The organism is Pseudomonas sp. LBUM1660, from assembly GCF_059695935.1.
In genome coordinates this window covers 4,644,888-4,658,354 of record NZ_CP166795.1, presented here as the reverse complement: position 1 = coordinate 4,658,354, position 13,467 = coordinate 4,644,888, and the positions used below count along the sequence as shown (strand labels likewise).

At 60.9% G+C, this 13,467-nt stretch carries 15 protein-coding genes; 6 read left to right on the top strand and 9 right to left on the bottom strand.

Annotated features, from left to right (window positions below; translation table 11 throughout):
• Nucleotides 1–73: 73 nt before the first annotated feature.
• Together ACA068_RS21645 and ACA068_RS21640 are read right to left on the bottom strand one after the other, a co-directional pair.
• Nucleotides 74–568 (bottom strand): SprT family zinc-dependent metalloprotease, encoded by a 495-nt coding sequence (locus ACA068_RS21645; RefSeq protein WP_497304655.1) that lies wholly within the window; start codon nucleotides 566–568, stop codon nucleotides 74–76.
• Between the two features lie 149 nt (nucleotides 569–717).
• Nucleotides 718–1,320: a Yip1 family protein gene (locus tag ACA068_RS21640; protein ID WP_010457124.1), complete on the bottom strand. Its 603-nt coding sequence runs from the start codon at nucleotides 1,318–1,320 to the stop codon at nucleotides 718–720.
• A gap of 438 nt (nucleotides 1,321–1,758) precedes the next feature.
• Here ACA068_RS21640 and ttcA point away from each other — a divergent pair, with 438 nt between their 5' ends.
• Both ttcA and ACA068_RS21630 read left to right on the top strand, forming a co-directional pair.
• Complete coding sequence (ttcA, locus tag ACA068_RS21635) at nucleotides 1,759–2,583, top strand: tRNA 2-thiocytidine(32) synthetase TtcA (protein ID WP_497304653.1); 825 nt, start codon at nucleotides 1,759–1,761, stop codon at nucleotides 2,581–2,583.
• A gap of 131 nt (nucleotides 2,584–2,714) precedes the next feature.
• On the top strand, nucleotides 2,715–3,389 hold the full coding sequence (locus ACA068_RS21630; RefSeq protein WP_497304651.1) for a DNA-3-methyladenine glycosylase I: 675 nt from the start codon (nucleotides 2,715–2,717) through the stop codon (nucleotides 3,387–3,389).
• 90 nt (nucleotides 3,390–3,479) lie between these two features.
• Here ACA068_RS21630 and ACA068_RS21625 read toward each other — a convergent pair whose 3' ends face one another.
• From ACA068_RS21625 to arsC, 3 genes are read right to left on the bottom strand one after another with little or no spacing between them, the layout of a single operon-like run.
• Entirely contained in the window at nucleotides 3,480–3,905 is a 426-nt protein-coding gene (locus ACA068_RS21625; protein ID WP_497304649.1) for a DUF2069 domain-containing protein, read from the bottom strand.
• A 1-nt stretch (nucleotide 3,906) separates the two neighbouring features.
• Entirely contained in the window at nucleotides 3,907–4,503 is a 597-nt protein-coding gene (gene wrbA, locus ACA068_RS21620) for an NAD(P)H:quinone oxidoreductase (protein ID WP_219097163.1), read from the bottom strand.
• Nucleotides 4,500–4,853, bottom strand: a complete 354-nt coding sequence (gene arsC / locus ACA068_RS21615) for an arsenate reductase (glutaredoxin) (RefSeq protein WP_497304647.1) — start codon at nucleotides 4,851–4,853, stop codon at nucleotides 4,500–4,502. The genes wrbA and arsC overlap by 4 nt, the downstream gene beginning before the upstream one ends.
• A 114-nt stretch (nucleotides 4,854–4,967) precedes the next feature.
• Here arsC and ACA068_RS21610 point away from each other — a divergent pair, with 114 nt between their 5' ends.
• Nucleotides 4,968–5,435, top strand: a complete 468-nt coding sequence (locus ACA068_RS21610) for a TlpA disulfide reductase family protein (RefSeq protein ID WP_497304645.1) — start codon at nucleotides 4,968–4,970, stop codon at nucleotides 5,433–5,435.
• A gap of 176 nt (nucleotides 5,436–5,611) precedes the next feature.
• Here ACA068_RS21610 and ACA068_RS21605 read toward each other — a convergent pair whose 3' ends face one another.
• Together ACA068_RS21605 and ACA068_RS21600 are read right to left on the bottom strand one after the other, a co-directional pair.
• Nucleotides 5,612–6,016: an META domain-containing protein gene (locus ACA068_RS21605; RefSeq protein WP_010457111.1), complete on the bottom strand. Its 405-nt coding sequence runs from the start codon at nucleotides 6,014–6,016 to the stop codon at nucleotides 5,612–5,614.
• Complete coding sequence (locus ACA068_RS21600; protein ID WP_497304643.1) at nucleotides 6,016–6,450, bottom strand: hypothetical protein; 435 nt, start codon at nucleotides 6,448–6,450, stop codon at nucleotides 6,016–6,018. Before ACA068_RS21600 ends, ACA068_RS21605 begins: the two co-directional genes overlap by 1 nt.
• A gap of 134 nt (nucleotides 6,451–6,584) precedes the next feature.
• Between ACA068_RS21600 and ACA068_RS21595 the strand changes: the two genes are divergently transcribed.
• A complete protein-coding gene (locus ACA068_RS21595; RefSeq protein ID WP_497304641.1) occupies nucleotides 6,585–6,989 on the top strand; it encodes a hypothetical protein in 405 nt (134 codons plus the stop codon).
• A 5-nt stretch (nucleotides 6,990–6,994) separates the two neighbouring features.
• Here ACA068_RS21595 and ACA068_RS21590 read toward each other — a convergent pair whose 3' ends face one another.
• Both ACA068_RS21590 and ACA068_RS21585 read right to left on the bottom strand, forming a co-directional pair.
• Nucleotides 6,995–7,984, bottom strand: coding sequence for a 2-hydroxyacid dehydrogenase (locus ACA068_RS21590; protein ID WP_497304639.1), 990 nt, complete (start codon nucleotides 7,982–7,984; stop codon nucleotides 6,995–6,997).
• 212 nt (nucleotides 7,985–8,196) lie between these two features.
• Nucleotides 8,197–10,950, bottom strand: a complete 2,754-nt coding sequence (locus tag ACA068_RS21585; RefSeq protein WP_497304637.1) for a response regulator — start codon at nucleotides 10,948–10,950, stop codon at nucleotides 8,197–8,199.
• Nucleotides 10,951–11,164: 214 nt separating this feature from the next.
• Between ACA068_RS21585 and ACA068_RS21580 the strand changes: the two genes are divergently transcribed.
• Both ACA068_RS21580 and ACA068_RS21575 read left to right on the top strand, forming a co-directional pair.
• Complete coding sequence (locus tag ACA068_RS21580; RefSeq protein ID WP_497304635.1) at nucleotides 11,165–11,887, top strand: response regulator transcription factor; 723 nt, start codon at nucleotides 11,165–11,167, stop codon at nucleotides 11,885–11,887.
• Complete coding sequence (locus ACA068_RS21575) at nucleotides 11,874–13,298, top strand: sensor histidine kinase (RefSeq protein WP_497304633.1); 1,425 nt, start codon at nucleotides 11,874–11,876, stop codon at nucleotides 13,296–13,298. Before ACA068_RS21580 ends, ACA068_RS21575 begins: the two co-directional genes overlap by 14 nt.
• Nucleotides 13,299–13,467: the final 169 nt, after the last annotated feature.

Below are 13,467 nucleotides of genomic sequence, written 5' to 3'. Positions count from 1 at the left end.
ATTTATGAACGACGCAGATCCTGTGGGAGCGAGGCTTGCCCGCGAAGAGGCCGGCCGAAACACCACAACCTGACTATTCGACCCGCATCTCCCCACTGAACACCAACGTGCTCCGGCAGCGCCGACACAAATACCGCCGCCCCTGTCTCACCAGACCATGGCGCTGGGCCGAAAACGGGAAATCGCTGTCAACGCACGGGCATTTGTAGATGTAGCGCGTCACGCTGCGGCGTTTGACGTCGTAGGTGTGGCAGCGATTGGGCGGCAGTTCGTACACGCCACGCATGATCAGTTGCCACTCTTCGCCGTGCGGCTGAATGCGGTCGCCAAACAGTTGGTGGGCGATCAGGTGCGCCACTTCGTGGGCCACAGTCTGCTTGAGGAAGTCTTCGGTGTTTTCCCGGTACAGTTGCGGATTGAAGCGCAGCAGGTTCTCGTGCAAATGCGCGACACCGGCTTTTTGACCGCGCAGCTTGAGGCTCACCACGGGACGGTTGAAGGTTCGTTTGAAAAAGGATTCGGCCAGTTGGTAACAGTCTTCGACGCGGGTATTGAGTTGCTCGGGCATGCTTGATGGATCTCCAGAGACGTCGAGTATGCCGCAACCCTGGGGCCTTGCGAATCGCCGAGGCGCCGAATGGTCGTTACCTCTCACACATTAGAAGGCCGCCTTGCGGCGGCCTGTGTTGGCAGATCTTGTTTTTGGGTGGTGAGTTGCTAATTGGTGTAGACCGGCCCCACGCCGAGTCCCCAGACAATCACTGTAAACGCCATGATGGCGACCAGCACCACCAGGCCTACGGCAAGTACCGAACTGGAAAACAGGAAGCCCTCGTCTGATGGAATGTTCATGAAAGTGGGTAGCCCCACATACAGCAAGTACACCGTGTAGCAGATGGCCGCCGTCCCGACGATCATCCCCAGCCACATATGTGGGTACAACGCCGCCAGACCGCCGATGAACAGCGGGGTCGCGGTGTAGGTCGCAAATGCAACGCAGCGGGCCAGGCTTGGATTGGCGTCATAGGTACGGGCCATCCAGTGGATGAATGCGCCCATGACCGCGACGCCGCCGAGCATCGCCAGGTATGACATGATCGTCATCCATAGCGCGCTTTCCTGCGTCAGCATGACCGGCGCTCGATTGCCGATAACCCAACCGACCTGAGTGGTGCCGATAAACGCCGACACAGCGGGAATTGCCGCCAGAATCAGCGTGTGAGTCAGGTACATGTGGCTGATGCTTTCCTCTTGGTCGCCACGGATTTCTTTCCATTCCTGGTCGGGGTGGGTGAAGAGCCCCACTACGTGATGGATCATGCCAGTCACTCCTCTTGTTTTTACCGTCGCCCCCCAGTGGAGCGCCTACAGGCCAAAGTGGCCAAGTAAGTCAAAGGTCTGGATATGTGTGCGACCTTATGTCGCAGTATAGAAAGGTCTTAACGGCGCAGGTTGCAGGGCGTTAGAGCAAATTGCGCTGTAAACCTCCCTGCTAATCGCCGCAGGGTCTTGCGCGACCTATGTGGCGAGGGAGCTTGCTCCCGTTCGGCTGCGCAGCAGTCGCAAAAACGGTCGACGGGGTTTGTCTGACACAATGGGACAGGATGGTTTCGGGGACGCTGCGCGACCCAACGGGAGCAAGCTCCCTCGCCACAGGGGGATGCTCAGCTCAGATAAAGTGCAGTCGCCAGGCACTTCGCTGACGATGGGTTTTTGCGTAAAATGCCGGCTTTTCGTCACCCTCACGGATTTCGCGTCATGGGCACTCTTACGGTCAACCAGAACAAACTGCAAAAGCGCCTTCGCCGTCAGGCGGGGGAGGCTGTTGCCGATTTCAACATGATTGAAGACGGCGACAAGGTCATGGTCTGCCTGTCCGGTGGCAAGGACAGCTACACCCTGCTCGACGTGCTCTTGCACTTGCAGAAGGTCGCTCCGATCAAGTTCGAGATCGTGGCCGTGAACATGGACCAGAAACAGCCAGGCTTCCCTGAGCACGTGCTGCCGGCCTATCTGAAAGCGCAGGGCATCGAATATCACATCGTCGAGAAAGACACCTACTCGGTGGTCAAGGAGCTGATCCCGGAAGGCAAGACCACGTGCTCGCTTTGCTCGCGTCTGCGTCGCGGCACGCTCTACACCTTTGCCGACGAAATCGGCGCGACCAAAATGGCCCTCGGTCACCACCGCGACGACATCGTCGAGACGTTCTTCCTCAACATGTTCTTCAACGGTTCGCTCAAGGCCATGCCGCCAAAGCTGCGCGCCGACGACGGCCGCAACGTGGTGATCCGGCCGCTGGCCTACTGCAACGAGAAAGACATTCAGGCCTACTCGGATTTCAAGCAATTCCCGATCATCCCGTGCAACCTCTGCGGTTCCCAGGAAAACCTGCAACGTCAGGTGGTCAAGGACATGCTGCAAGAGTGGGAACGCAATACCCCGGGCCGCACCGAAAGCATTTTCCGCAGCTTGCAGAACGTGCAGCCGTCGCAGCTGGCGGACCGTAACCTGTTCGACTTCACCAGCCTCAAGATTGATGAAACCGCCGCTTCGCGGTTCGTCAACGTCGTCAACCTCTAAACACAATCACTGTGGGAGCCAGCCTGCTGGCGATCGCGGTGGGTCAGACACCTCATTGTTGACTGACCCGCCGCCATCGCCAGCAGGCTGGCTCCCACAGTGGTCTATTCACTTATTCATCAGGAGAGGGCATGCGCGATTACAAGTGGCTGCACGAATACTGTCTGAACCGCTTCGGCTCAGCAGCTGAACTGGAAGCCCATCTGCCCGTTCCCAAGACCCCGGCGCAATTGCGCAAGATCAGCGACGACCGCTACCTCTCGACCATGGCCCTGCGCGTGTTTCGCGCCGGGCTCAAGCACAGCCTGGTGGATGCCAAGTGGCCGTCGTTCGAAGAAGTGTTCTTTAAGTTCGACCCGGAAAAGGTCGTGCTGATGAGCGCCGAACACCTTGAGCGCCTGATGCAGGACGCGCGGATCATCCGTCACCTGGGCAAGCTCAAGAGCGTGCCGCGCAATGCGCAGTTCGTGCTGGACGTGGCGCATGAGCAGGGCAGCTTTGGCGCATTGATCGCCGATTGGCCGGTGACGGATATCGTCGGTCTGTGGACCTACCTGAAAAAGCGCGGCCATCAATTGGGTGGGCTGTCGGCACCGCGTTTCTTGCGCATGGTCGGCAAGGACACGTTTGTGCCGAGCTATGACGTGGTAGCGGGGCTGAACGCGCAGAAGATCGTCGACAAGGTGCCGACCAGCCAGCGGGACCTGGCGTTGGTGCAGGATGTGTTCAACCAGTGGCATGAGCAGAGTGGCGGGCGGGCGATGAGCCAGATTTCGATGATGCTGGCGTATACCGTCAATCATTAACACCGAGTTGCGCCTTTCGCGAGCAAGCTTCGCTCCTACAGGTACGGTGGCGCCCTTGTAGGAGCGAGGCTTGCCCGCGAAGGCGTCAGATCAGGCGACGGAGATCTCGCCTTCACCCGCCAACTTGCGATTCAACTGAAACCGCCACCGCACATACAGCAGCGCCGAGCAGAACACCGCCAGGCTCGCGCCCATCTCCAGTAGACCAAACAGCTGCCGGTTCGGGTCATACGCGGCCAGTGCGCCCTTGATGAAATACAGATTCACCACAAAACACATCCACGAATGCCCCCGTGCGCTGCCGATGATCATCCCCGGCGCCAGCAATAGCAGGGGCACCAGTTCGATCAGCAAAATCACCCACGGCCTGGCACCGTGCAGGTCGGCAAATACCAGGTAATAGACGCACAGCAGCCCTACCAGCCCGAAAAAGCACAGCAGGCTGATCGCGCGCATCGCCCGGACCCGCGGTTCGAGCCATTCGATCGAGGGCAGAATCTTCGGCTTTTTCGCCACGTCAGTTCCCCAGTTTTTGCGCAGTCTTCGCCAGACGCAGGCCCAGGGCCCGGCACAGCGCGACTTCGTGTTCATTCAAACCCTGTTTGCCATCCGCCCCGGCGTGATGACTGGCGCCATACGGCGTGCCGCCGCCACGGGTTTCCAGCAGGGCCGATTCGCTATACGGCAGGCCGGTGATCAACATGCCGTGGTGCAGCAACGGCAACATCATCGACAGCAGCGTGGTTTCCTGGCCACCGTGCAGGCTCGCGGTAGAGGTGAACACCCCGGCCGGCTTGCCCACCAGCGCGCCCGTCAGCCAAAGATTGCTGGTGCCGTCGAGGAAGTACTTGAGCGGCGCGGCCATATTGCCGAACCGGGTCGGGCTGCCCATGGCCAGGCCCGCGCAGTGCTTCAGGTCGTCGAGGCTGGCGTACAGCGCGCCTTCATCGGGGATGTCCGGCGACACGGCTTCGCATTCGGTCGAGATCGGCGGGACCGTGCGCAGGCGCGCTTCCATCCCGGCCTGCTCGACGCCACGGGCAATCTGCCGGGCCATTTCATTGGTCGAGCCGCTGCGGCTGTAATACAGAACCAGAATGTACGGCGCGCTCACGGCAGCAACTCCAGCACATTCTCCGGCGGACGGCCGATGATGGCTTTGTCGCCGACTTCGAGAATCGGTCGTTCCATGAGTTTGGGGTGGGCGGCGATGGCGGCAATCAATTGCGCCTCGCTCAGGCTGCTGTCGGCCAGGTTGAGGGTTTTGTACTCGTCCTCACCGGTGCGCAGCAGTTGCCGGGCGCCGATGCCGAGTTTGGTCAGCAGGCTCTGGATTCGCGCGGCGTCCAGCGGGGTTTCCAGGTAGCGGACCACGGTCGGCGTCAGGCCTCGGGCTTCCAGCAGTTCGAGCGCACCGCGGGATTTCGAGCAGCGCGGATTGTGATAAAGCGTCAGATCGGTCATGTGCGGGTCGCATCTTGCGTAAGGTGGCGGCTATTCTAACTGTGCAGCGCGTAATCCAGAACCTCGGGAGGCGATGGGTCGCAGGCGCATTCAATTTTGAACAAGGATTACGACATGACAAGACGACTGGCAGCAGCATTGGCGATCATCGGTGCGTTGATGCTGGGGGGCTGTGGCAACGACTATGGCATCGACCAGAACGGCCAGAAAGTCGCCGCCGAACGTCTGGACAAACAATGGGTGGTGCTCAACTACTGGGCCGAATGGTGTGGCCCGTGCCGTACCGAGATCCCGGAGTTGAACGCTCTGGCCGATCAACTGAAGGACAAGAAGATCGGTGTGTTCGGGGTCAATTTCGACAATGTGCAGGGAGAAGAGCTGAAAAGCGCCAGTGAAAAGCTGGGGATCAAGTTCACCGTGCTGGCGTCGGACCCTGCGGAGCTTTTTGACTTGCCGCGCAGTGAAGCGTTGCCGGTGACGTACATCATCGATAACAAGGGCAAGGTGCGCGAGCAGTTGATGGGCGAGCAGACCGCAGAGGGGGTGATGGCCAAGCTGGAGGCGTTGCAGGCGCTCAAGTGATTGCGCATGGATCTTGTGGCGAGGGAGCTTGCTCCCGCTCGACTGCGCAGCAGTCGCAAAACCGGTACAAACGGTGTTCCTGATGAACCGAGGTGACGGGTTTTAGGGCTGCTGCGCAGCCCAGCGGGAGCAAGCTCCCTCGCCACAGGTATTCACTTGGCTACAGGCCAGGGTTATCAACCCTCTTCAAGCCACCAACGCAACGGCTTGCCTTCAGCCGGCCAGAAGCGCATCTGCTCGATCGGCGAAACATCCCAGCGCTGCACATTTTCCAGAGCTTGCATGAAGCGCTTTTCCTGCTCCATCACGGCTGGCGCGCACATTTTGCGGGTGCTGCCGATCTTGCCGAAGCTCAGCTTGTCGCCTTCCAGCGTGTACGGCGCAAACCAGTGGTTGCAGCCGCCATTGCCGTAGGCCCGGCCGTCTTCACCGAGGGTGATGGTCAGGTGGCTGTAATCCATCAGCGGACGTTCGCCGATCCATTCCAGAATGTAGCTGCGGTTTTGTTGCAATTTCACCGGCTCGGCGGCGCAGCCCAGCAGGCTGGCACCGACCAGGGCGGTCAGGGCGAGGCGTTTCATCACGCGGGCTCCTGGCATTTCGGGCACAGGTGCTTCTCGCCAACGGTGGTCCAGCCCAGCTCGGCAATCCGCGCGGTGGCGGCAGGCTTTTCAGCCTTGTTGCCCAGTTTGGCGTCGGCCGCAAACTCGAAGCTCAGCTCTTTGGCACAGCTGTCGCAGTTGACTTTCCAGGTGTGGATCGCCAATTCGCCGAACACCGGACCACTGGCCACCGCGACCCATTGGCCGGGCGGGTTGATCAAGTGGCGAACCGTTTCCACGGTCAGGCGCATGGACAAGTCCTTGGCACCTTTGAGGGTCACGACCAGCACGTCATTATTACGAATCGAGCCGCCGTTGCCGGTGACTTGATAGCGCCCCGGCACAAGGGCGCGGCATTCGGTGAGGGTGTGTTGCGGGTTCATCAGGCTGTAGCGGAAATCGTGTTCGACCATGGGTCCTCCAAATATGCGCGGTATGCTATCACGGGCCTGCTCGCAGCATGGCGCGGGCAGATGACCTTCGATCTGGTTCAAATCACCGGCCGACTCATGGCACACTGCCGCTTTTGCATTTCTAAGGAACGGACATGGCGTTAATCGAATGTTATGAGTGCAAGCAAAGCATCAGCTCCACGGCGCCTGCTTGCATCCATTGCGGTGCACCGGCCGGAACGGTGCAAACGGCCACTTCGACGGCAGCGCCTGTGCAGGGACGCGTTTCTTTCGGTCGATTGCCGGCCGATGAGAAAGTCGCCAGGGTGACCCCGGCCGCGTTCGGACGTAAGCGAAAAACCGCAGTTGAAGCCGAGGTGGCGCCGCCGATACCTGCATCCACCACGGGCGTGCGTCCGGTGGAACTGTGGCTGAAACTGATGATTTTCTTTCTGCCGCCGTTTTTTGTCTGGTTCTTGCTGCGTCGCGGGCATTCGCTTGGGCAACGCTTGCTGGGGTTCGGCTGGCTGGGCCTGATGATCGTTTTGTCCAAAGCCTGATCGAGTCAGCCCTCGACCCGATTCTGCGGCGCGCCAGCGGCCCAGGCCGCGATGTTCTGCAGGGTGGTCGTGGCAATCGCGTCCAGGGCTTCGCGGGTCAGGAAGGCCTGGTGCGCGGTGATGATCACGTTCGGAAAGGTCAGCAGCCGGGCCAGCACATCGTCCTGCAGCGGCAGGTCGGAACGGTCCTCAAAGAACAGCTGCGCTTCCTCTTCATAGACATCCAGCCCCAGATACCCCAATTGGCCGTCCTTCAGCGCGTCGATCAGCGCTGGTGTGTCCACCAGACCGCCACGCCCGGTGTTGATCAACATCGCGCCGGGCTGCAGGTGCGCCAGTGATTCGCGGTTGATCAAATGTTTGCTCTGCTCATTGAGCGGGCAGTGCAGGCTGATGATCTGCGATTCTGCCAGCAGCTCCGGCAAGCTCAGGTAGCGGGCGCCGAGGGCTTCGACGAACGGGTTGGGGTAGGGGTCGTAGGCCAGCAACCGGCAACCGAAACCGTTCATGATTTTCGCGAAGGTCGCGCCAATCTGCCCGGTGCCGACCACGCCGACCGTCTTGCCCACCAAGTCGAAACCGGTCAGGCCGTGCAGGCTGAAATCCCCTTCGCGGGTGCGGTTATAGGCGCGGTGCAGGCGGCGGTTGAGCGCGAGGATCAGCGCCACCGCGTGCTCGGCCACCGCGTGCGGCGAATAGGCCGGAACCCGCACAATCGATAGCCCCAACAGCTTCGCCGCCGCCAGATCGACATGGTTGTAACCGGCCGAGCGCAGGGCGATCAAGCGTGTGCCGCCCGCTGCCAGACGTTCCAGCACCGGAGCGCTCAAGTCATCATTGATGAACGCGCAGACCACCTCGTGATGCTCCGCCAGCGCCACCGTATCGACGCTCAGCCGTGCCGATTGAAAGTGCAACTCGAGACCGGCGGGCAGCTCGGTGCCGAGAAAACTGTCGCGGTCGTAGGTCTGGCTGCTGAAAAGAATCGTGCGCATACGGTCCTCCTGGAGATTTTTCGAGTCATGTGTGGCGGTGCACCGTTCCATTGTGGGAGCGAGCCTGCTCGCGATGACGGTTTTACATTCAACATCTGCGTTGTCTGTAAGTCCGCTAACGCGAGCAGGCTCGTCCCACAGTTGGAATGGTGCCGAGACGGACGGAACCCGGTGAGCTTAGCGCCGATGCTGGTCGGCGCCATTGCGCTGCATCAAGCGTTTATCCGGGCGTGGGCGGCCAGGCGATTGATTGCCCGGTCGAGTTCTTCCAGTGCACCGGGGGCTTTCGGGTCCTGTTGCTTGAGCAGGGTTTCGCTGCGCTGGCAGGCGGCGCGCAATTGCGGGACTCCGCAGTAACGAGTCGCGCCGTGCAGACGGTGGACGCGTTCGATCAAGGCGTTGTTGTCATTGGTTTCCCGGGCCAGGCGAATGGCCTCGCGGTCGGCTTCAAGAGATGCCAGCAGCATCGCCAGCATGTCCGCCGCCAGATCAGCCTTGCCGGCGGCCAGGCGCAGGCCTTCTTCGTGATCGAGCACCAGCAATTCGTGGCTGCTGCCATGGCTGTCGCTGGAACGCTCCGGCCCGTGATTGCGCAACGCCAGGCCGGTCCACTTCAACACCACCTGCGCCAGTTGCCGCTCGCTGATGGGTTTGGTCAGGTAGTCATCCATGCCGCTTTGCAGCAGCGCGCGTTTTTCGTTGGCCATGGCGTGGGCGGTGAGGGCGACAATCGGCAGCGGCGTGCAATGCCGCTCGCTTTCCCACTGACGAATCGCCTCGGTGCTTTGACGCCCGTCCATGCCGGGCATTTGCACGTCCATCAACACCAGGTCAAAAGTCTCGTTTTGCACTGCTTTGACTGCCGCATAACCGCTTTCCACCGCGAGCACCTTGGCGCCCATGTCTTCGAGCAGGGTTTGCACCAGCAGCAAGTTGGCCGGGTTGTCGTCGACGCACAGCACCTTCGGCGCGCGGCTCGATACCGGTTCGCCGGGTTCGCTGCGCTGCTGGCGCGGGTTGACCAGATCGGACAATGCCCGCCGCAACTTGCGGGTGCAGGCCGGCTTGGCCTGAAGCTGGCTATGCGGGTTGGGCACCGAAAGGTGGAACAGCGTCTGTTCAGTGGTCGGGCACAGCACCAACACTTTGCAGCCCAGGTGCTCAAGGTCCCAGATGTGCTGGTTGAGGCGCTCCGGTGGCATGTCGTTGCTGGTGATGCCGAGCACCGCCAGATCGATCGCCTGATCGGTCTGATGCGCGCCGGTCACGCCATTGGCCAGGCTTTCCAGGGTATTGAACGGCGTGACAGCCAGGCCGCAATCTTCCAGCTGATGCTGCAAGGCCTGACGGGCCAGTTCATGGTTTTCCAGGACCGCCACGCGGCGTCCGAGCAGCGGCGGGCCGGGCAGGTCTTCGGCGTCGTCGCGGGTCTTGGGCAGGCTGAGGCTGATCCAGAATTCAGAACCTTCGCCCGGCGTGCTGTCGACGCCGATCTCGCCGCCCATCTGTTCGATCAGGCGCTTGGAAATCACCAGACCCAGGCCAGTGCCACCTGGCTGGCGGGACAGCGAGTTATCAGCCTGGCTGAACGCCTGGAACAGGGCGCGCACGTCCTGGTTCGACAGTCCGATACCGGTGTCCTGAATGCTGATGCGCAGTTGCACGCTGTCTTCGTGTTCTTCTTCGAGCATGGCCCGGGCGACGATGGTGCCTTCGCGGGTGAACTTGATCGCGTTGCTCACCAGGTTGGTGAGGATCTGCTTGAGCCGCAGCGGATCGCCTACCAGCGACAACGGTGTGTCGCGATAAACCAGACTCACCAACTCAAGCTGTTTGGCATGGGCGGCCGGGGCGAGGATGGTCAGGGTGTCCTGCAGCAGGTCGCGCAGGTTGAACGGAATATTGTCGAGCACCAGTTTGCCGGCCTCGATTTTCGAGAAGTCGAGGATCTCGTTGATGATCCCCAGCAGACTGTCGGCGGACTTTTCGATGGTGCCCAGATAGTCGAGCTGACGCGGTGTCAGTTCGCTTTTTTGCAGCAGATGCGTGAAGCCGAGAATGCCATTGAGCGGGGTGCGGATTTCATGGCTCATGTTGGCCAGGAATTCCGATTTGATCCGGCTCGCTTCCAGGGCTTCCTTGCGCGCCAGGTCCAGCTCGATGTTCTGGATCTCGATGGTTTCCAGGTTCTGGCGCACGTCTTCGGTGGCCTGGTCGACGCTGTTCTGCAATTCTTCCTGAGCGTTTTGCAACGTGCCGGCCATGCGGTTGATGCCGGACGCGAGCTCATCCAGTTCCTGACTGCCGAGGGGCGGCAGGCGGGTTTCCAGGTGACCATCCTTGAGTTGCGCCACCGCCAGTTTGATCTGGCTGATCGGCCGATTGATGGTCCGGCCCATGCGCAAGGCGAGCAGCGCCGCACCCGCCAGGCCCGCGCCGATCAGCAGCAGGCTGGCGAACAGACTGCGGTAACCGCGCAGCAGCATACCGCTATGGGACAGTTCGAGTTCGACCCAGCCCAGCAGTCGGTCGGATTCATCAGGTATCAAGTCGCCGGCGAGGTTGCGGTGCTTGCCGAATACCGGCAGCAGATAACGCGTCGCATCGTTGCCACTGCGGCGCAGCATCTGCGAGCCACTGCCCATCGGCGCCGGGTTGAGCATGGTCGGGCCGGCATGGGCCACGGGCGTGCGGTCGGCGGCGAGGAAGGTCACGGCGCGCACGTCCGGTGTTTCCAGCGACTGGGTGGCGATACGCTCCAGCAACTCGTTGTCTTTGTGACCCATGGCCGGGGCCACCAAGGGCGCGAGCTGTTCGGCGATCATCTCACCGCGCTGCATCAGTTGGGTTTGCAGGTCGGATTGCTGCGTCCAGGTGAAATAGCCGCCCAGGACCAGCGCCATCAGGCTGGTCGGCAACAGGGTCAGCAACAGCACGCGGCCTTTAATTCCCAGTTTCTTGAGCACGCATCTCTCCTGCATCCAGCTATTGATTGACCTGCGCGTGCATCCGGCACGCGCCACCGGGCCAGTGTAGCGATTTGCAGGCAGGCAATCTTCGTAAAATTGATGTCGTCATTCGTCGGCCGGATCGCCGCTTTTGCGCCAAGGGCAAACCTTGGGTTGCCCATCGTCAGGCAATCTTGAATAATCGCCAACTGAGAATTATTTGCAGATAATCATGACTCCCATCTGTGTTGACCATCCCCGCATTCTGTCCATTGAAGACGACCTCGTGCTCGGCGCTTATGTGCACGAACATTTGGGCCGTTGTGGTTTTCAGGTGACCTGGTGCCAGAACGGGCAAGAAGGCCTGGACATTGCCCGCCAGCAGCCCTTCGAGTTGGTGCTGATGGACATTTTGCTGCCAGGGCTGAACGGGTTGAACGTGCTGACGCAACTGCGCCAGAGCCATTCGACCCCGGTGGTGCTGATGTCAGCCCTGGGCGCCGAGGCGGATCGCATCAGCGGTTTTCGCCTGGGGGCCGATGATTACCTGCCCAAACCCTTCAGCATGGCCGAGTTGCGCGTGCGCATCGAAGCGATCCTGCGCCGGGTGGCACTCGACCGTCGGCCGGAGCCGGCGGTGGCAGCGTCCTCGGTCGACAGCCTGCGTTTCAACGACGAGCTCAGTGAGGTTTTCTATGGCGAACACGCCGCCGGCCTGACCCGCAGCGAGTATCGATTGCTGGACACGCTGAATCGCAATGGCGATGAAGTGCTGAGCAAGGCTTTCCTTTATCAGCACGTGCTGCAACGCGGTTTTGCCGCCCATGACCGCAGCCTCGACATGCACATCAGTCAGATCCGCCGCAAACTCAAAGGCATCGGCTACACCGAGCGGGAAGTGCGTACTGTCTGGGGCAAGGGTTACGTGTTGAGTGCCAGCGATGAAATGGTCTGACCTGCCGGGCCGGCACTCGCTGTTCTGGAAACTGGCGTGTCTGTTGGTGGCGTTCTGTCTGCTGATGATCTGGCTGAGCTGGTCCTGGGGTCGCTACATGGAGCAGCGAAACCAGTTTTTGTCGGATCAGGCCCGAGGCACGCTGACGGGGTATGCCGCCGAGGCCGAACAGGCGTGGCGTCAAGGGCAGCGTGCGGGCGTCGATCGCTGGCTGCAAACCATGCGACAGCGCGAAACGGGCTGGGCAGGTGTCATTGGCGGTGATTTACAGTCGTTAAGCAACCAGCCGCTTACAGACACGGAAATCGAGCGTCTGACCTTTCTCCGTGGCCTGGATTGGCCCATTCACAAGAAACGCATGCCGTGGCTGCGCGTGCCGTTTCCCGGCGATCCGAGCGCTGGCAATCTGGTCATTGAGTTGCCGCAGCGCTTCATGCCCGGCCAGTACCGGGTGTTCTGGCGCGTGATCACCAACGGCGTGATCCCCGGCCTGTTCACCCTTTTATTGTGTGTCGGTCTTTATCGATTGCTGGTGGTGCCGTTGAACCAATTGCGCGAACAGGCCAATGCCTGGCGTGTCGACCAGTTGAACGTGCGCGTGTCGAGCACCACCACCAATCGTTCGGATGAACTCGGCGAACTGGGCAGGGCGTTCGATCACATGTCCGAGCGCTTGCAAAGCACCGTCGCCTTGCAACAGCAATTGCTGCGCGACTTGTCCCACGAACTGCGCACGCCGCTGAGCCGTCTGCGGGTCGCCAGCGAAAGCGAGCAGGGGCTGGCGCAATTGCGCGAGCGCATCGGGCGGGAAGTCGACGGCATGCAGCGCCTGGTGGAAGACACGCTGCAACTGGCCTGGCTCGACACCGAGCGCGCACCGTTGCCCGACGAAGCGATCCAGGTCCAGGCGCTGTGGGAAATGCTCACGGAAAATGCCTGCTATGAAAGCGGCTGGCCAGCGAGTCAGTTGCAGTGTCTGGTGAATTCGTCGTGTTGGGTTCGGGGCAATCTCAACACCTTGTCCCAAGCGCTGGAAAACATTCTGCGCAATGCCATTCGTCATTCTCCGAGTGGCGGCATTGTTCGTTTCGGCGGGCAACGTGAGGGCGACTTCTGGCATTTGTGGCTGGAGGATGAGGGCGGCGGCGTGGCTGAGGCGGATCTGGAGCGGATCTTCTGCCCGTTCATTCGACTCGACGGCTCGCGGCCGGGGGATGGCGGATTCGGGTTGGGATTGAGCATTGCGAGGAATGCGGTGAAGCGTCAGGGGGGGAGTATTTGGGCTGAGAACACTGGGTGTGGGTTGCGGCTGAATATTCGGTTGGTGGCTGATGATGGCAGTGTCAGTGAAGATCCCATCGCGAGCAGGCTCGCTCCCACAGTGGATGGGTGTCGGCCACAAACAGTGTGATCAAACCCAATCCTTGTGGGAGCGAGCTTGCTCGCGATGAGGTCCGTCGGGTCACTATCACGGAAAAGTCTCACCGCTGGTGAGACTGTTTTCCTGGACCCAACAACTGTCGGATCTATAAGAGCTGTCGCGCTGAAGTGAAAGTCGTACCCCCAGTGCGACAATTCCT